Source organism: Mycolicibacterium sp. XJ1819, from assembly GCF_053483675.1.
On the sequence record NZ_JBEFST010000036.1, the window covers coordinates 1 to 16,920 of the forward strand.

Annotated in this window: 17 protein-coding genes; 9 read left to right on the forward strand and 8 right to left on the reverse strand. The window is 67.1% G+C overall.

Features of this window, described 5'->3' with window-relative positions; genetic code table 11:
• Both ABQE89_RS26005 and ABQE89_RS26010 read right to left on the reverse strand, forming a co-directional pair.
• Nucleotides 1-237 (reverse strand): (2Fe-2S)-binding protein (locus ABQE89_RS26005; protein WP_448422067.1); only part of this gene is annotated, 237 nt, incomplete at its 3' end.
• A 7-nt stretch (nt 238-244) separates the two neighbouring features.
• Entirely contained in the window at nt 245-877 is a 633-nt protein-coding gene (locus tag ABQE89_RS26010; protein ID WP_448422069.1) for a fatty-acid--CoA ligase, read from the reverse strand.
• Between the two features lie 241 nt (nt 878-1,118).
• Between ABQE89_RS26010 and bfr the strand changes: the two genes are divergently transcribed.
• The 3 genes from bfr to ABQE89_RS26025 all read left to right on the forward strand — a co-directional run bounded on the left by bfr (nt 1,119) and on the right by ABQE89_RS26025 (nt 4,330).
• On the forward strand, nt 1,119-1,604 hold the full coding sequence (gene bfr / locus ABQE89_RS26015) for a bacterioferritin (RefSeq protein WP_448422072.1): 486 nt from the start codon (nt 1,119-1,121) through the stop codon (nt 1,602-1,604).
• Nucleotides 1,605-1,745: 141 nt separating this feature from the next.
• On the forward strand, nt 1,746-3,806 hold the full coding sequence (locus tag ABQE89_RS26020; RefSeq protein ID WP_448422074.1) for an MDR family MFS transporter: 2,061 nt from the start codon (nt 1,746-1,748) through the stop codon (nt 3,804-3,806).
• Between the two features lie 41 nt (nt 3,807-3,847).
• The gene (locus ABQE89_RS26025; RefSeq protein WP_448422076.1) at nt 3,848-4,330 is read left to right on the forward strand and encodes a carboxymuconolactone decarboxylase family protein; all 483 of its coding nucleotides are present in this window, start codon (nt 3,848-3,850) and stop codon (nt 4,328-4,330) included.
• A gap of 42 nt (nt 4,331-4,372) precedes the next feature.
• Here ABQE89_RS26025 and ABQE89_RS26030 read toward each other — a convergent pair whose 3' ends face one another.
• The 3 genes from ABQE89_RS26030 to ABQE89_RS26040 are packed head-to-tail and all read right to left on the reverse strand — an operon-like array spanning nt 4,373 to nt 8,375.
• Nucleotides 4,373-6,142 carry an N-acyl-D-amino-acid deacylase family protein gene (locus ABQE89_RS26030; protein ID WP_448422078.1) on the reverse strand — a complete coding sequence of 590 codons (1,770 nt, stop codon included), beginning with the start codon at nt 6,140-6,142 and terminating at the stop codon, nt 4,373-4,375.
• 9 nt (nt 6,143-6,151) lie between these two features.
• Nucleotides 6,152-6,568, reverse strand: a complete 417-nt coding sequence (locus ABQE89_RS26035) for a nuclear transport factor 2 family protein (protein ID WP_448422080.1) — start codon at nt 6,566-6,568, stop codon at nt 6,152-6,154.
• A gap of 16 nt (nt 6,569-6,584) precedes the next feature.
• Nucleotides 6,585-8,375 (reverse strand): N-acyl-D-amino-acid deacylase family protein, encoded by a 1,791-nt coding sequence (locus ABQE89_RS26040; protein WP_448422082.1) that lies wholly within the window; start codon nt 8,373-8,375, stop codon nt 6,585-6,587.
• A 142-nt stretch (nt 8,376-8,517) separates the two neighbouring features.
• On the opposite strand from ABQE89_RS26040, the gene ABQE89_RS26045 reads away from it, so the two are divergent.
• The 4 genes from ABQE89_RS26045 to ABQE89_RS26060 all read left to right on the forward strand — a co-directional run bounded on the left by ABQE89_RS26045 (nt 8,518) and on the right by ABQE89_RS26060 (nt 10,857).
• The gene (locus ABQE89_RS26045; protein WP_448422085.1) at nt 8,518-9,429 is read left to right on the forward strand and encodes a dienelactone hydrolase family protein; all 912 of its coding nucleotides are present in this window, start codon (nt 8,518-8,520) and stop codon (nt 9,427-9,429) included.
• A gap of 15 nt (nt 9,430-9,444) precedes the next feature.
• A complete protein-coding gene (locus tag ABQE89_RS26050) occupies nt 9,445-9,843 on the forward strand; it encodes a hypothetical protein (RefSeq protein ID WP_448422087.1) in 399 nt (132 codons plus the stop codon).
• Nucleotides 9,844-9,915: 72 nt separating this feature from the next.
• Nucleotides 9,916-10,320, forward strand: a complete 405-nt coding sequence (locus ABQE89_RS26055; protein ID WP_448422089.1) for a cupredoxin domain-containing protein — start codon at nt 9,916-9,918, stop codon at nt 10,318-10,320.
• Between the two features lie 93 nt (nt 10,321-10,413).
• On the forward strand, nt 10,414-10,857 hold the full coding sequence (locus ABQE89_RS26060) for a hypothetical protein (protein ID WP_448422091.1): 444 nt from the start codon (nt 10,414-10,416) through the stop codon (nt 10,855-10,857).
• Between the two features lie 17 nt (nt 10,858-10,874).
• Here the strand turns inward: ABQE89_RS26060 and ABQE89_RS26065 are convergent, their stop codons facing one another.
• The gene (locus ABQE89_RS26065; RefSeq protein ID WP_448422093.1) at nt 10,875-12,155 is read right to left on the reverse strand and encodes a cytochrome P450; all 1,281 of its coding nucleotides are present in this window, start codon (nt 12,153-12,155) and stop codon (nt 10,875-10,877) included.
• 110 nt (nt 12,156-12,265) lie between these two features.
• On the opposite strand from ABQE89_RS26065, the gene ABQE89_RS26070 reads away from it, so the two are divergent.
• Entirely contained in the window at nt 12,266-14,185 is a 1,920-nt protein-coding gene (locus tag ABQE89_RS26070) for a flavin-containing monooxygenase (protein WP_448422095.1), read from the forward strand.
• Nucleotides 14,186-14,190: 5 nt separating this feature from the next.
• On the opposite strand, the gene ABQE89_RS26075 is transcribed toward ABQE89_RS26070, so the two are convergent.
• Nucleotides 14,191-14,379, reverse strand: a complete 189-nt coding sequence (locus ABQE89_RS26075) for a hypothetical protein (RefSeq protein ID WP_448422097.1) — start codon at nt 14,377-14,379, stop codon at nt 14,191-14,193.
• 99 nt (nt 14,380-14,478) lie between these two features.
• Nucleotides 14,479-15,936, reverse strand: a complete 1,458-nt coding sequence (locus tag ABQE89_RS26080) for a glycosyltransferase family 39 protein (RefSeq protein WP_448422099.1) — start codon at nt 15,934-15,936, stop codon at nt 14,479-14,481.
• Nucleotides 15,937-15,961: 25 nt separating this feature from the next.
• Here ABQE89_RS26080 and ABQE89_RS26085 point away from each other — a divergent pair.
• Nucleotides 15,962-16,920 (forward strand): alpha/beta hydrolase (locus tag ABQE89_RS26085; protein WP_448422101.1); only part of this gene is annotated, 959 nt, incomplete at its 3' end.

Consider the following 16,920-nt stretch of genomic DNA (forward strand, 5'->3'; position numbering starts at 1 on the left):
GCGGCTCGCCGCGTGCGATTGCGAGCCGTTGACCGCGCAGTGCGAGCCCTTCATCTCGCAGGGCGAGTCCGTGGTCTCACAGTGCGCGGCGATGATCGCGCGCAGCGTGCGTCGGCAGCGGCCGCAGTCGCCGCCGGCGCCGCATGCCTCGGCGATCTGCTTCGAGGTGGTGGCCCCGTTGGCCACGGCCTCGCTGACAACGTTGCTCGTCACTCCCATACACAGACAGACAAACATCTCCGCCTCAGCCCTGCCCGTCGATGCTCATGATGTGGGCGAACCTTCCGACGAATTGGGTCGGGTAGGCACCCAGTCCGGCGTTTGACATCCACTCCGCGGCGGCGTCGGGATGCTCGATCCACTGCCGGGCCGCCTCTTCGTCCTCTATCTCCTGCAGGATCATCACCTCCTGGCCGTCGTCGAGCGCCCGGTAGACCCAGATCTTTCGGATCCCGCCCTGCTTGAACCGGGCCAGCCCGTCATGCAGCTTGACCATCAGGGCGGGCACGTCCTCGACCGAGGACATGACACCGACGACCACACGGCCCACGTGGTCGTCGGGAGACGGGGGATACAGGTCGATCTTCTCGACGACTTCTCCGCCGAAGATGGGAGGGATGTCCTCGGCGCCGGCCACGTTGAACCACTCGAAGATCTCCGACGACCGCAATACGTCCCGAATGGAGCGGGCATGCCGAATGCCAATTGTCACCAGCACCCGGCGTTGATCCCAGATTCCGGTGTAAACGACGACGTGGTGCGCGCCGATGGCGGTCATGTTCTTTCGACGCTTTTTCAACCAATGCCACATCTGGTCCACATCATTGACACGGAAATCGCAGGCCAAAATGAGCGAGTGCAAATCGTACTCACTCATCGCCAGTCCTACCTGTCCGTCGTGCCCGTGCGTGGTTAGCGAAGTCTAACCTTACTTAGCCTAGGCAGTCCAGAGTAGGTCCCCCCACAGGGGCGCCGAAACCGTCGGCCGAGCACCGAAACGCCGAAAATCCGCGTGGCGCAAGAATAAACGTGAGCTTCCCGGGAACTCCTGCACTAGATTGGGTGGCGCACTGCAGACAGTGACACCAGACCAGCCCTCTAGGTGCTTAGGAGCGACCATGCAAGGGGATCCCGACGTTCTCAAATTGCTCAACGAGCAATTGACGAGCGAACTGACGGCCATAAACCAGTATTTCCTGCATTCGAAGATGCAGGCGAATTGGGGATTCACCGAATTGGCCGAATACACGCGTAAAGAATCGTTCGAGGAAATGAATCACGCGGAGGAGATCACCGATCGAATTCTCCTCCTCGACGGCCTGCCGAACTACCAACGGCTGTTCTCCCTGCGAATCGGTCAGACTCTGCGCGAACAGTTCGAGGCCGACCTCGCGATCGAATACGAGGTGATGGAACGGCTCAAGCCCGGGATCATCATGTGCCGGGAGAAGGGCGACGCGACCACCGCGACCCTGTTCGAGAAGATCCTCGCCAGCGAGGAGGACCACATCGACTACCTCGAGACCCAGTTGCAGCTGATGGACAAGCTCGGCGACGCGCTCTACGCCGCACAATGCGTATCGCGGCCACCGACGTCTCTGTAGTCTCGCCGCCTGCTGCGCCGCGCGGACGCTTTGCGCCGCGCGGCGTTTTCTTGCCCGCCGTCGGGGTTATCCACTCGCCGTGACGTAACTTTCCTAGCCTAGCTAACGATAGGTCTCGAGAGTGGGCGTCGAAAGGTAGGTATGACGGGTACGGCAGCGCCGGCCGCGGACCGGGTGTCCGACGACGCGCCGGTGAGTCTTCAGCGCCGCAATCTGATCTTCGTTGCGGTGCTGCTCGGCATGTTGTTGGCCGCGCTGGACCAGACCATCGTCGCGACGGCGTTGCCGACGGTGGTCGCCGATCTCGGGGGAGCGGGCCACCAGTCCTGGATCGTCACGAGTTACCTGCTGGCCTCCACCATCGCCACCGCCGTTGTCGGCAAGCTCGGCGACCTGTTCGGCCGCAAGGCGGTGTTCGGCGCGGCGGTGGTGATCTTCATGGTCGGCTCGGTGCTGTGTGGACTGGCCGGTTCGATGACGATGCTGGTGGTCTCGCGCGCGCTGCAGGGCATCGGCGGCGGGGCGATCATGGTGACCGCCACCGCGCTGATCGGCGAGGTCATCCCACTGCGGGACCGCGGCCGCTACCAGGGCGCGCTCGGCGCGGTGTTCGGCGTCACCACGGTGATCGGCCCGCTGCTCGGCGGATTCTTCACCGATCACCTGAGTTGGCGCTGGGCCTTCTGGATCAACGTGCCGGTGGGGGTGGTGGTGTTCCTCGTCGCGGCGGCCACCATCCCCGCGCTCGGCAGGCGCGAACGGCCGGTCATCGACTACGCGGGCATCCTGTTCGTCGGCCTGGGCGCCTCGGGGCTCACCCTCGCGACCAGCTGGGGCGGCAGCACCTTTGCCTGGTCCTCGCCGGTGATCATCGCCCTGTTCGTCGCCTCCGCGCTGGCGCTCGGGGTGTTCGTGTGGGTGGAAAACCGTGCCGCCGAACCGATTCTGCCGATCCGCCTGTTCGCCAACCCGGTGTTCACGGTGTGCTGCGTGCTCTCGTTCATCGTCGGGTTCGCGATGCTGGGCGCGTTGACGTTTCTGCCGACCTTCATGCAGTTCGTCGACGGGGTCTCGGCGACCGCGTCGGGACTTCGCACCCTGCCGATGGTGGGCGGTCTGCTGCTGACCTCGATCGGCAGCGGTGTGATCGTCAGCCGAAGCGGTCGCTACAAGATCTTCCCGATCATCGGCACCACCGTGATGATCGCCGGCTTCGTGCTGCTGTCCCGGATGGACGAGGCGACGCCGCTGCTGACACAGTCGGCGTACCTTTTCGTCCTGGGCACCGGCATCGGCATGTGCATGCAGGTACTGGTTCTCATCGTGCAGAACACCTCCAGCTTCGACGATCTCGGCGTCGCGACGTCGGGGGTGACGTTCTTCAGAACGATCGGAAGCTCTTTTGGCGCAGCCATCTTCGGCTCGCTGTTCGCCAATTTTCTAGAAGCCCGCACCGGCGCGGCGCTCGCTGCCAGCGGCGCGCCGCCGATCGCCGCGGAGTCGCCGCAGGCGTTGCACGAACTGCCCTCCCAGGTGGCCGCGCCGATCGTCAACGCATACGCCGATTCACTGGGCCTGGTGTTCCTGTACGCCGCACCCGTCGCGGCGATCGGTCTGCTGGTGGCCCTTGCGCTTCGGGAGGTGCCGCTGCGCGAGATGGCCACCGCCTCGGCGGTCGACCTCGGTGAGGGGTTCGGCATGCCCAGCGACGAACCGCCCGAGAAGGTGCTCGAGAGCGCTATCGGGCGCCTGCTGCACCACTCACCGGAGATCCGCCTGCGCACGATCGCCGGCCAGGCCGGCTGCGAGAAGGACGTCGCCCTGCTGTGGGCGTTGATCCAGATCTACCGACAGAGCCAGGTCTTCGGAACGGCCCGACTGCCGGCGATCGCCGAGCGACTGCGCGTGCCACAGGAGGTCCTCGGCCCGACCTTCGAACGCCTGGTCGCCAGCGGATATGCGTTGCGCACCGGCGATCAGCTGTGGCTGACCCAGGCCGGCGCCCGGCAGGTGGACTGCGCGTCGACCGCGCTGGTCAACCGGATCGTCGACAAGCTGGCGGCCTCGTCGGCCGTCGCGGGCAGGCCGGACCGCGAACAGGTGGAGGCGGCGCTGGAACGCATCGCGCACCGGGTCCTCGTCCAGCGCGACTGGGACGACGAACGGACGTCGCTGGTGGCGGTGGGCGAACCGAAAAACTAGAACGTGTTCCAACTTTGCCTGTTCGGGCGTACGATGCCGCCATGAGCCGAATCGGACCTTTCGCTGATGACGACCCGGCCGCCTGGGTGGTGAAGTCCCCGGAGATCGGCACGGCGATGGCGGGGTTCACCAACGCCGTGTACACCAAGAACCGCCTGCCGATGCGCGTGCGCGAGTTGGCCCGGATGGTCATCGCCCTGGACAACGAGTGTGTGGTGTGCCAGAACACCCGCGACTCCCAGGGCGTCGCCGAGGGCGTGGACGAGGATCTCTACGATCACGCCGCCGAGTGGCGGACCTGGCCCGGATACAGTCCGCAGGAACGCATCGCCGCCGAGTTCGCCGAACGCTTCGCCAACGACCACACCGGTCTGCGCGACGACGAGGACTTCTGGGACCGTTGCCGCGAACACCTCACCGACGAGCTGCTCACTGACCTCGCGCTGTCCTGCGCGATGTGGTTGGGCATGGGCCGGATGTTGCGCACCCTCGACATCGGCCAAACCTGCAAGATCACCCTCTGATCGCGATTCGGGTGGGAAAGACCGGCGCAGAGGCGCAGGCAATCACGCCGAAGTCGCCCCGCGCACCAGACGGCCGGGCCGCGCGCCGGTGTCCTTGCCGTGCCGCCGCGTCACCACACCGCTGACCACGGTGGCGTCGTAGCCACGGGCGCCCTGAATCAGCCTGCGCCCGCCCGCGGGCAGGTCGTAGACCATCCGCGGCAGGTCGAGGGCTAGCGCGTCCATGTCGATCACGTTGAGGTCGGCCTTCTTGCCGACGGCGATGACCCCGCGGTCGCAGAGCCCGAAAAGTGTTGCGGTGTCCAGCGTTTGCTTGCGCACCACATATTCCAGTGCGAACTTCGGGCCGCGGTGGCGGTCGCGCGCCCAGTGTGTCAGCAGGAACGTCGGATAGGAGGCGTCACAGATCAGCCCGCAGTGCGCGCCGCCGTCGGAGAGCCCCGACACCGCTGCGGGGTGGGTCATCATCTCGTAGATGGCGTCATGATTGCCCTCGACGTAGTTGTAGAACGGCAGCATCAGCAGCGCCGAGGCATCCGATTCGAGCATCAGGTCGTACATGGTGGCCAGCGGATCCTGGCCACGGCTCGCCGCAATCGCGGCGATGGTGCGCTCGGCGGTGGGTTCGTAGTCCGGCGGGTCACCGATCGCATAGATGCGGTCGGCGCTGTGCTGGATGAGCGCGTACATGCCGTCGAACAACGGAAGCGGTTGCGGGGGAAGGTCATCCTCGGCCAGGATCGCCGCGCGGAGGGCGGGGTCGGCCAGTCGCCGCGCCAGGTCCTCGCGGTCGAGTTCGGCCTTGAGTCGGCGGAAGGTGGGCCGGTGGGTGAACGCGTGGTAGCCGGGGAATCCGAACAGCATGCCGAACGGGCGCGCGGCGAACTGCGCGTAGATCTGCACACCCCGCTGCAGCGCCTCGCCGGCCCGGTCCAACTGCCGCCGGTACAGGTCGGGCACCCCGGCGGACTGCACCATCGCGAACGACACCGGTCGCTCGATGTCCTCCGCAAGCTTGACCATCCAGTCGAGTTCGCGCATCGACGCCTCGGCGGGACTCTCGCCGGCGGCGCCCTGCGGCGCGACCTCGAACACCGCGCGTCCGCCCGCGGCCATCGCCCGGCCCAACCCGAACAGTTCACGCTCGGCGGCGTAGGTGCCCGGCACCGGTTCGCCGTCCATGGCGCGGTGCCCCTCGGTACGCGATGTGGAGAAACCCAGCGCGCCGGCTTCGACGGCCTCGCGCACGATTCGGGCCATCAGCGCGACGTCATCGTCGGTGGCCTCCTCGTTTCGGGCGCCGCGGTCACCCATCGCGTAGCCGCGCACCGCGCCGTGGGCGATCTGGGTGCCGAAATCGACGGCCAGGGGCCTCTTCTCGATCGCATCCAGGTACTCGGGAAAGCTCTCCCAGTCCCAGGTGATGCCCTCGGCGAGTGCCGACCCGGGAATGTCCTCGACGCCCTCCATGAGTTCGATCAGCCATTGTTCGCGTCCCGGCGACACCGGTGCGAACCCCACCCCGCAGTTTCCGCCGACCACCGTGGTGACGCCGTGCAGACTGGAGGGCTCCAACAGCGGGTCCCAGCTGACCTGGCCGTCGTAGTGGGTGTGGATGTCAACGAACCCGGGCGCGACGATCCGGTCGGTGGCGTCGAGGGTTTCGGCCGCCTGCGCCGTCGATCCCTCGTCGTCGCCCGCGCGCCTGCGCACTTCGACGATGCGCCCGTCCTTGACCCCGATGTCGGCGCGAAACCGCTGCGCGCCGGTACCGTCCACCACGGTTCCGTTGGTGATCAACAGGTCGAGCATGACGCCTCCTCAGACCAGGCCGGTCGCGTCGAACATCCACGACATGTCGGCGTTCGCGAAGTCCTCCAGCCAGGTCGGCGGCGCGTGGTTGGCCAGCGCGCCCATGTCCCAGTAGTCCTTCCACAACGTGATCTTGCCGTCCTCCACCCGATGCACCGAGACGAACTTCAGGACGGCGTGTTCGCCGGTGGGCCAATGCCATTCCTCGGAGTGCTCGTACATCACGTCGGTGCCGTCGTCGAGCATCAGGCCGGGGAAGTTCTCGTATGACGCCAGCGATTCCAGGCCGATCTTGAGTCGCTTGACGATGTTGTCGGGGCCCTTCGCCGCCGCGGCGGGACCGACGGGCATGTCGAGGTAGATGCAGTCCTCGGCCAGGAACGTCTTGAGCGCGTCCCAGTCGCGCGCCGACAACGCGTTCCACATGCCCAGGACCGTATCTTTAGCTGACACTTGACAACTCCGCTTCTCGTGACGACGGTGCCGGTGACTTGTGTGCGGCCCGCAGGAACCTGCCGGTGCGTTGGGTGCCGACGATCTCGGTGGGCCTGCCCCCGAGGACCACCGCACGGCCGCCGACGAGCACCGCGGCCACGGTGTCCTCGTTGCGGTTGACCATCCGCGACAGTCCGCCGTACTGCGCGACCGGTTCCTCCGCGTAGGCGTCCAACGAGGCGTCGAGGCGCTGCGGATCGATGACGACGAGGTCGGCGCGGTCCCCGAGGCGCAGGTGGCCGGCGTCGAGGCGGTACCAGTCGGCGAGTTCACCGGTGAGCCGGTGCACGGCCTGTTCGACGGTCATGAACGGCTTGCCCGCCTGCTCGGCGTCGCGCACATGGCGCAGCAGCCGCAGGCCCATGTTGTAGAACGCCATGTTGCGCAGGTGCGCGCCGGCGTCGGAGAAGCCCATCTGGATTCCGGTGTCGCGGGCCAGTTTCCTGAGGACGTCGGGCCGGTGGTTGGAGATGGTGGTGCGCCAGCGCAGCGCCGTGCCGTGCTCGACGACCAGGTCGAGGAAGGCGTCGACGGGGTGCAGGCCGCCGCGCTCGCGGCCCACGACGCCGAACGACTTGCCGACGACCGACGCGTCCGGGCACGCGACGATCTCGGTGTCGAAGAAGTCGCGCTGCCAGACGCGGATACCGAGCCTGCTCTCGTAGTCCTTGCGGAACCGGCGGCGATATGCCTCGTCGCGCATCAACTCGTTGCGCTGCACCTCGTCGCGCAGGTGCAGTGCCGCCGCACCCGCGCCGAACTCCTCGAAGACCACCAGATCGATACCGTCGGCGTAGACCTCGAACGGCACCGGCAGGTGCTGCCAGCGAAAGTCACCGCCCAACCGGTTGACCAGCCGGGCGGCCGGGCCCAGCCCGTGGATGCTGTACGGGTTCGACTTGACGTCGGCGGCCGAGAGCAGGCTGGTCTTGAGCTTGTTGCGGAAGATCCCCAGTGACTGCACCAGCTGCGAGGCCAGGTTGAGCGGGTTCTGGATGTCAGGTCCCGACTGCAGCACCCGCCCGCTGCGCCGCAGAATGGCCTTGAGCCGGCGCAGTTCACGGGGCTTGGCGTAGGTGGACGGCAAGGTGCGTGACCGGCAGACCTCACCGTCGAGCTTGTCGAATAGCAGCTGCTGCGAAGACATTCCGACGAAGCCGGCCTGGATAGCCTCGGTCAGCCAACGTTCCATCTGGGCCTGCTCGTCGCGCGTCGGCCTGGTGCGCTTGCAGGTGGCGCGCTGCAGGCCCATCGTGGCGGCCCGCATATCGGAATGCCCGATGAATGCGGCCAGATTCGGCCCCAGAGGCCGCGCTTCCAGCGCCGCGATGTACTGCTCGCAGTTCGTCCACGTCTTGTGCTCGTCGACGGCACCGACGACGTGCTCGCGAGGAATGGCTTCGACTCGGCCGAAGATGTCACCTGCGTCGGTGGCGTCGACGTGCACCGTCGACAGCGAGCACGATCCGAGCATCACGGTGGTCACCCCGTGACGCATCGACTCCAGCAGAGAAGGCCCGTTGAGCACCTCCACGTCGTAGTGGGTGTGGATGTCGAGCATCCCGGGCAGCACCCATTTGCCGGTCGCATCGATGACCTGTGGGCAGCCCGTCTCGTCGAGTACCTCTGTGGTGATCACCGCGACGTGGCCGTCTCGAATGCCGATGTTGCGCACCGCCGACGGCGCGCCGGTGCCGTCGAACCAGCGGCCGTTGCGGATGATCGTCTGGTAGGTCACCCCGTCATCGAACAGCGCCGGTGGTCGGGTGTCAACGAAAACCGTGAACAGATCTCCGATATTGTCTACTTCGCTGGCTGAGCTGGACCGATGTCGTCCCATCCGCCGCGTGGAGCGCCGCCGCGGGGGCATACTCACCGACGTGACCCCACTACAGCGCTACATCGCCGAAGAAATCGCCACCGATCACGTCGACGGCCTGCTGTCGCGGCGCGAGGCGCTCCGACGCCTCGCCCTACTCGGGGTGGGCACCGCCGGGGCGATGGCGTTGTTCTCCGCGTGCAGCCAGGGGGCGGAGCCGACGGACGATGCGCCGGTCACCTCCAGCGAGCCTGCCACTGTCAGCGGCCCGCCGCCGGGTGCCCAGACCGCGCTGCCGACGACGCCGGTCACCTGGGCCGGACCACGCGGCGAACTGCTGGGGGCGTGGGCCGAGGCGCCCGAGGCGCGCGGCGGAGTCCTGGTCATCCACGAGAACAAGGGGCTCAACGACTACATCCGTTCGGTAGCGGGCCGTTTCGCCGGTATCGGCTATTCGGCGCTGGCCATCGACCTGTTGTCCGCAGAAGGCGGGACGGCACGGTTTTCCGATCCCGCCGAGGCGACCGCGGCGCTGAGCAAGCTTCCGATCCGAGACGCCGTCGCGGACATGCGTTCGGGGATCGACGAATTGCAGCGGCGGGTGCCCGACCGCAAGATTGCCGCGGTCGGCTTCTGCATGGGCGGTGGGATGGTGTGGCGGCTGCTGGCGGCCGGTGAGCCGCGGCTGGCCGCCGCCGTTCCGTTCTACGGGCCGACGCCGGACAAGCCGAACTTCGAGGGCTCCAAAGATGTTGCAGTGCTAGGCATTTATGCCGCCGAGGATCAACGGGTCAACGCCACCGAGCCCGTCGCGAGGGCAGCGCTGCAGCAGGCGGGCATGGTGTTCGACCTTGTCACCGAACCCGACGCCGACCACGCCTTCTTCAACGACACCGGAGATCGGTACCAGCCCGTCGCCGCCGCGGACGCCTGGCGGCGCGTGCAGGATTGGTTCGCCCAACACGTCGGGTGATCTACCATCTGAGGGATGACCCGCTCGTTGCTGGTGCTGAGCGCCGCAGTCGCGCTGTCGGTCGCGGGCGCACCGGCAGTGGCGGGCGCTCAACCGGATACCTCGCTGTGTACATACAACATGTCGCCGCCCTATGTCGTGTCGGTGTCGGGCACCGACATGGTGACGGCGACGATCTCGCCGGGCGCATGCGACATGTCCACGACCTACCTGTCGGTGGTGTGCATTCAACTCGAAGGCGCCCCGGGCCCCGGCACATGCGTGCAGAACAACGGGATCCTCGAAGCCCAGGTCTTCTACTCCCCGTATGAGCCGGGCCAGACCTATGTGTCCACCGGCCGCGGATGCGCCACGACGGGCAACCCGCCGCAACCGGTCTGCGAGCCCGTCGGCCCCGTCACCGCGGCGTTGTAGAAACCGGTCCGATCCGGCCGCAACCGGTCGATAATCGGTGTTTCCGTGAGGCGACGACGCGAGGAGACATCGATGACAACGATCCGAAAGACGCTGGCGGGTGTGTGTCTTGTCGCGGCCCTCGCCGCATGCGGCGGCGAATCGGGCACCGCCACCGAATCCACCACCGAAAACACCACGGACACCACCGCCCCCGCCACCGCGACCGGCACCAGTGCAGAGGCGGAGGCCGCGGCGACGATCACCATCGAAAACATGAGCTTCGGCGATCCGATCACCGTCGCACCCGGCGCCCAGATCGCCGTCGAGAACAACGACTCGGCCGAACACTCCGTCACCTCGCAGACCGACGGTCAGTTCGACGTGCACGTCGACGGCGGGCAGCAGGGCACGTTGATCGCACCGACAGAACCCGGCGAGTACGCCTTCTACTGCATCTATCACCCGTCGATGACGGGCACGCTCATCGTCGGATAGCTCCGTCGGTTTAGGGGCGAGCCGCCGCGGGCACCCGCCGAATTAGCGGGTTCGTCAATCATGGTGAGCCGGCTCGACCTCGAAGGAGCCGACATGGACAACAACGCCCTGGTGTGGGTGATCATCGCGATCGCCGCGGTCATCGTCATCGCGATCATCGCGTTCGCCGCGCGTAATGCGCGCAACCACCGCAGGCACGCGGAGGCCCAGCGCTTGCGCGCGGAGGTCGACGAGCGCAGCCGGCACGTCGAGAAGCGCGAGGCCGTCGCGGCCGAGACCGACGCGCGGGCCCGCGCGGCCGCCGCCGAGGCCGAAGCCAAGGCGGCCGAAGCCGCCCGCCTGCAGGACACCGCACGTCAGCACCGCGACAACGCCGTGTCCTCTCGCGAGGAGCTCGAAGAGCAGCGTCAGCGTGCCGACGCCCTGGACCCGAAGTCGAACCCGGCGCAGACGGCAACGGGCCGCGCCGACGACATGCGCCCGGACACCGCATCCGCTGACGAGGAACCGCGTTCCCGCCAACAACAGCGCTCCTGACCGCCGGCGCGCGGCCGTTACCGCGGTGTCCAGGACACCGGCAGTCGCTTGATGCCGTGGATGAACGGTGACAGCAGTCGCGATGGTTCCTCGGTCGCGGCGATGTCGGGGATCCGGCGGTGCAGCTCCTCGAAGACGACACTGATCTCGCGGCGGGCCAGGTTGGCGCCGAGGCAGAAATGGGCGCCGCCGCCGCCGAACCCGGCGTGCGGGTTGGGCACGCGGGCAATGTCGAAGGTCCACGGATCGGCGAACCTGTCTTCGTCGCGGTTGGCCGAGCAGTACCACAGGGTGGCCTTGTCGCCGGCGGCCATCTTCACGCCGCGCAGTTCACAGTCCTCGGTCAGCGTGCGACGCATGTAGATCACCGGGGATGCCCACCGCACGATCTCCTCGACCGCGGTGGGCGCCAACGTCGCGTGGTCGGCCCACCATTTCGCCCGCTCCTCTGGGAAGCGGGTGAGCGCGAGAACGCCGTGGCTGATCGCGTTGCGGGTGGTTTCATTGCCCGCGACCACCAGCAGGATGAAGAACGACGCGATCTCGGCCGACGTCAGCCGCTCACCGTCGACCTCGGCGGCCACCAGCGCGGTGGTCAGATCGTCGTGCGGGTTGACGCGGCGGTCGTCCGCGTGGGCGGTGGCGTACGCGCCGATGTCCATCGCGACCTTGACGAACTCCTCGTAGTCCTGCGCGATGTCCTTGTCCCCGAACCCGAGGATGACGTTGGTCCAGTAGAAAATCTGCTGGTGGTCCTGCTCGGGGATGCCCATCATGTCGCAGATGACCTGCAGCGGCAGTGGGCCCGCCAACTCCGTGACCACCTCACCGTGGCCGTCGGGGTGGTTGGCGATCATCGCCTCGACCAGGCCTCGGGCCCGGTCGCGGACCGAGGCCTCGGTGCGCGCGACGACCCTGGGTGTGAACGCGCGGCTGACGATGTTGCGCAGGCGCAAATGACGCGGATCGTCCATCACGATCATCGAGCCGAAGTACTCCGACAGTTCGGGGTTCCCGTCGTTGATCGTGATGTTCGGGCTGGAACTGAAGATCTGCGGGTGGCGGCTGGCGTAGTGGACGTCGTCGAATCTGGTCAGCGCCCAGTGACCCGGACCCGTTTCGACCCCGGGTGTCTGCAGCGCCGGGTGGAACGAGATCGGCGCCTCGCGTCGCAGCGTCGCGAACGCGCCGTCGCGGAAATCGTCGTCTTGAACCCAGAACTTCCAGGCGCCGAGGTCGACGTCTGCCAACTCCACCTGCGGGGGAGGTGTGCCGTTGGCCCAAGTCGCGATACCCACCTCCCCGAGCGTAGGCCCCCATCTGCCGAGCAGACGCAAAAGTGGCCGAAACCCGGTGATTTCGGCGCCTTTCGCGTCTGCTCGCGGAGTAAAGGTGATAGGCACTGACCGTGCGTAACCCCCACGCCGGACAACCGTTTACGACTCCGGACGACGAAATCGCCGCGGCGCTGCTCGACGTGAGCATCCCGACGCTGATGTTGTCGCTGGTGCACATGTCGGGCGAGTTCGGCCTGATCCGCGGGCCGTTGCGGCCGGCCGGGTTGTTCCTCAACGAGGTGCAGGGCTACATGTCCGAGGAGGACAAGACCGCGGTGCGCAAGATCGCGTTGGAGATCATCGCCGACTACCGCGACCGCGGCTGCCCGGAACCCGAACCGATCGGGGCCGATTTGTTGCACGAGATGATGCAGTGGCTGGTCTGCGAAGAGGTGCCCGACGAGTACGTCCCGATGCTGCTCGAAGAGATGGAACTCGACGGCCGCGACGCACGAGAGGTGCCCACGGTCACCGGGGCCGAGAACTTTCCCGTCGTCGTGATCGGTTGCGGCGAGTCGGGTTTGCTGGCCGGCATCCGGCTCAAGGCGGCGGGCATTCCGTTCACCATCGTCGAGAAGAACTCCGGCGTCGGGGGGACGTGGTATCAGAACACCTACCCGGGCGCTCGGGTGGATGTGGGAAATCACTTCTACTGCTACAGCTTCGAGCCGACCGATCAGTGGTCACACTTCTTTGCCGAGCAACCCGAACTGCAAGCCTACTTCCAGCGCGTGATGGACAAATACGACATCGGCCCACACGTGTTGTGGCAGACCGAGGTCACCGACGCGTCATGGGACGACGACACCGCGACGTGGGTCGTTCGGGCTCGTGACAGCAGCGGCGCCACAACGGAGTTGAGCGCCCGCGCGCTGATCAGCGCGGTCGGGCAACTCAACCGGCCACATGTGCCGGAGATCGACGGCGGCCGGGACTTCGGCGGGGCGGCCTTTCATTCCAGCGAGTGGGATCACTCGGTCGACCTGCGTGACAAGCGGGTGGCCATGATCGGCGCGGGCGCAAGCGGATTCCAGATCGCGCCGGCAATCGCGCCCGACGTCGACCATCTGACCATCTTCCAGCGGACCGCCCAGTGGATGTTCCCGAACCCGAACTACCACGAGAAAGTCGGACCCGGTGTGCAGTGGGCGTTGCGGCATCTACCTTTCTACGGTCGCTGGTATCGGTTTCTGCTGTTCTGGCCCGGATGCGACAAGGGGTTGGACGCCGCGCGGGTCGAAGCGGACTATCCGGATCAACAGCGCGCCGTCAGCGAACTCAACGAGCTCACTCGAATCATGTTCACCGAGTGGATCAAAAGTCAGGCCGGCGACGATGCCGATCTGCTCGCCAAGGTGATCCCCGACTATCCGGCCACCGGCAAGCGCACCCTGCAGGACAACGGCAGTTGGCTTGCGACGCTCACCCGCGACAACGTCGATCTGGTGCGCACGGACATCGACCACATCGAGTCCGATGCGGTGGTGACCGAGGACGGGACGCGTCATCCGGCCGACGTCATCGTCTACGCCACCGGCTTTCATGCCAACAAGATGCTGTGGCCGATGACGATCCGCGGCCGCGGTGGCGAGGTTTTGGCCGATCGGTGGGGAGACCGCCCGTCGGCCTACCTGGGCATCACCGTGCCGGGCTTTCCGAACCTCTTCTGCATGTACGGCCCGGGCACCAACCTGGCAAGCGGGGGCAGCCTGATCTTCCACTCAGAGTGCCAAATGCGCTACATCACACAGTGTCTGGAGTTGCTGATCGCCGGTGGCCACCGGGCGGTCGAACCACGCGTGGACATCGCCGAGGACTGGCACCGCCGCAGCCAGGCCGAGATGCGAAAGATGGTGTGGTCTCAACCGTCGATCAGGCATTCGTTCTACAAGAACAGCCTCGGCGAGGTGCACTCGCTGAGCCCGTGGCGGCTGGTCGATTACTGGACCTGGACGCGCCAGCCCGATCCCGACGACTTCGTCTTCGAGTAACCCCGCTAGAGATACACGATGGCGGCGGCGCAGGCGGCGCTGCTGCCGATCAGCATCGCGAAGAAGGCACCGATCACCTGCCATGGCGGCACCGTCGGCCGCATGATGTCACCCCGGTCTGAGACCCACGCGGCGACGATGATGGCGAGCACGGCGCAACCGGCGATCGCCATCCCCAGTTCAGCCCACTCCATGAACGCTTCTCCCTCCTGGTTACCAGGCATTCTAGGGTGGCTGTAATCCGTTAGCCCAGAGACCAGTTCATGGTCGACCTCTTGCGCAGCCGATCGGGCTCAGGACACGGTCAAACTGCGCGTCTGCGCCCAGATCCAGTCCCAGGGCTGCTGGCGTCCGGTCATCAGATACGCGTGCATGTCGTCGCCGACTTCCCCCACGGTCCGGACCTCGGTGAAGTACGGGCGCAGGTCGCCGGGGTCGCCGCCGATGAACAGCGCGGTGTCGCGGTCGGCAGGCGGTGGGTGGAAGTAGCCGTAGCTCCGGTTGGTGCTGTACGCCTTGGGCAGGTCGTAGTGCTCGGCATAGCCGTCGATATACGCCGCCACGATGTAACTCTGGCCGATCACCGCGGTTCGATCGCGCTGGTAGACCGGCAGATCCCGGTAGACGTCCGCGGTGCGTTCGGCGATCTGTTCACCGGCGTCGGCCTGCACGATCGACACCGAGAGCGCCAGCGTCGCAATCGCAAGCGCCGCACTGACGGTGTAACCGGACCAGATCAGCCACGGCGGACGGGCGGCACCGGCTTCCCGACGCCGCTGCATACCGAGTGCTCCCGCGGCGGCCAGCGGCGCATAGAGCCCGGCCAGGTAGTACGGCCGCCCCGCGGTGGCCACGAACAACACATACAGCCCCACCGCCGCGATTGCGAGGAAGCGGTAGTCGCGCAGGTCCGGATCGCGAAACAGCCGCCAGAGGCCGTAGGACGCCAGCACCAGACCGGCCACGCCCGCATACACGACAAGCTGCACCGCGATCCAACCCCGCCCGCCGTACAGCGCCTCGGCCTCACCCGCGACCACCGGCGCCATCTGTAGCTGCGGCCAGCCGTGCAGGTGCTGCCACACCATGGTGGGCGCGGCGATCAGCGCGGCGAGACCGGCCGCGGCCCACAGCAGCGGCCGTCGCAGCAGTTCGCGCGGGCCCGCCACACAGACGGCGACCAGCATCACCGCGCACAACAGCAGCACCTGAAACTTCCCCAGCGCGGCGACACCCACGGCGACGCCCAGCACGGGCAGCAGGCGATCGTCGCGCAGCCGCACCCATCGCACCAGCAACCACACCACAACTAGCCACTGCACCGGTTCGAGCCCGTACGGGGTCAGCCAGTGCCCGGCCAACGACGACCAGATGACGGTGGCCTGTGCGGCGGCGGTGAAACCCTGTGCGCGCCGGTCGCATCCGAGTTCGCGCGCGATCAGGGCGGCAACGACCACGGCTCCGGCGGTCGCCAGCACCGCGGGCAGGCGCAGCGCGAACACCGAACCGGGCGCCACCGCGTCCATCACCGCGGCGACGGCGGGCGCCAGCGGTGGCTGGTCGGCCGACCCCCAGTCCAGGTGGTGGCGGCCGATGGCCAGCATGTACACCTCGTCGAACCAGTATCGCCTACCGAACACACCTGCAGCACAGTGCAATACAGCAACCACGCCGGCGATGGTCAGTACGGGTTTCGCGGCAAACGGTGCGACGGGACGGTTCGAAATGATCTCGGTTTGCGCCGTATCCACGTGCGCCCACGATACTGTCGCCAACATGACACTCGGCATCGACGAGCAGGTGCTCGCGGAGATGGCGCCGTTGTTGGCGGCGCTCGGGGAGCAGGAGGCCCCGGCGGTCGGCGACGTCGAGTCGCGTCGAGTCGGCGGACACCGAATGTTCGATCTGGTCGCCGCCCACCGGGCGCCGGTCACCGGGGTCGACACCGAGCGGCATTCGCTGACCACCGCCGACGGCGCCACGTTGGGGCTGACGTGGTATCACCCATCGGGTGTCGGCGGACCCGGCAGCGCGGCGCTGTATCTGCACGGCGGCGGGATGATCTTCGGCCTCGAGCATGTCGGCGCGTTCTACGACCTGGCGGTGCGAGAGTACGTGGCCGGTTCGCGCGTTCCGATGCTGCTCGTCGACTACCGCGTCGCGCCCGAACATCCCGATCCGACGCCGGTCGAAGACTGCTACGCCGCGTTGCGGTGGCTCGCCGACAACGCCGCAACGCTGGGTGTCGACCCCGGCCGCCTGGCGGTGATGGGGGACAGCGCGGGCGGCGGACTGGCCGCGGGGGTGTGCCTGATGGCCCGCGACCGCGGCGGCCCGACCGTCGCACAGCAGGTGCTGATCTACCCGATGCTCGACGACCGGCCGACGACCCCCGATGCGCGGCTGGCGCCGTTTCTGACCTGGTCCTACGACGACAACGTCACGGGGTGGGGTGCGCTGCTCGGTGAGAATGCCGGGGGTGATGCGGTCTCACCGTACGCCGCACCGGCGCGAGCCGATGATCTGTCTGGGCTGCCCGACACTTACCTCGACGTCGGCGATCTCGACATCTTCCGCAACGAGGACCTCGACTACGCCCGCCGACTCGCCGATGCGGGCGTACCGACGGAACTGCACGTGTATCCGGGCTGTCCGCACGCCTTTGAAGCGCTGGCCAGCGGCGCGGAGGTGTCTCGTCGGGTGTTCGGCGATCGGGTCAGACGCCTGCGTCTGCT

What these genes read in the sequence shown, in the direction of transcription:
- ABQE89_RS26035 (WP_448422080.1), bottom strand. Translation starts at nt 6,568, where the DNA reads ATGTGGAACGCGTTGTCGGCGCGCGACTGGGACGCGCTCAAGACGTTC.
- ABQE89_RS26020 (WP_448422074.1), top strand. Translation starts at nt 1,746, where the DNA reads ATGACGGGTACGGCAGCGCCGGCCGCGGACCGGGTGTCCGACGACGCG.
- ABQE89_RS26030 (WP_448422078.1), bottom strand. Translation starts at nt 6,142, where the DNA reads ATGCTCGACCTGTTGATCACCAACGGAACCGTGGTGGACGGTACCGGC.
- ABQE89_RS26060 (WP_448422091.1), top strand. Translation starts at nt 10,414, where the DNA reads ATGGACAACAACGCCCTGGTGTGGGTGATCATCGCGATCGCCGCGGTC.
- ABQE89_RS26055 (WP_448422089.1), top strand. Translation starts at nt 9,916, where the DNA reads ATGACAACGATCCGAAAGACGCTGGCGGGTGTGTGTCTTGTCGCGGCC.
- bfr (WP_448422072.1), top strand. Translation starts at nt 1,119, where the DNA reads ATGCAAGGGGATCCCGACGTTCTCAAATTGCTCAACGAGCAATTGACG.
- ABQE89_RS26025 (WP_448422076.1), top strand. Translation starts at nt 3,848, where the DNA reads ATGAGCCGAATCGGACCTTTCGCTGATGACGACCCGGCCGCCTGGGTG.
- ABQE89_RS26050 (WP_448422087.1), top strand. Translation starts at nt 9,445, where the DNA reads ATGACCCGCTCGTTGCTGGTGCTGAGCGCCGCAGTCGCGCTGTCGGTC.
- ABQE89_RS26010 (WP_448422069.1), bottom strand. Translation starts at nt 877, where the DNA reads ATGAGTGAGTACGATTTGCACTCGCTCATTTTGGCCTGCGATTTCCGT.
- ABQE89_RS26075 (WP_448422097.1), bottom strand. Translation starts at nt 14,379, where the DNA reads ATGGAGTGGGCTGAACTGGGGATGGCGATCGCCGGTTGCGCCGTGCTC.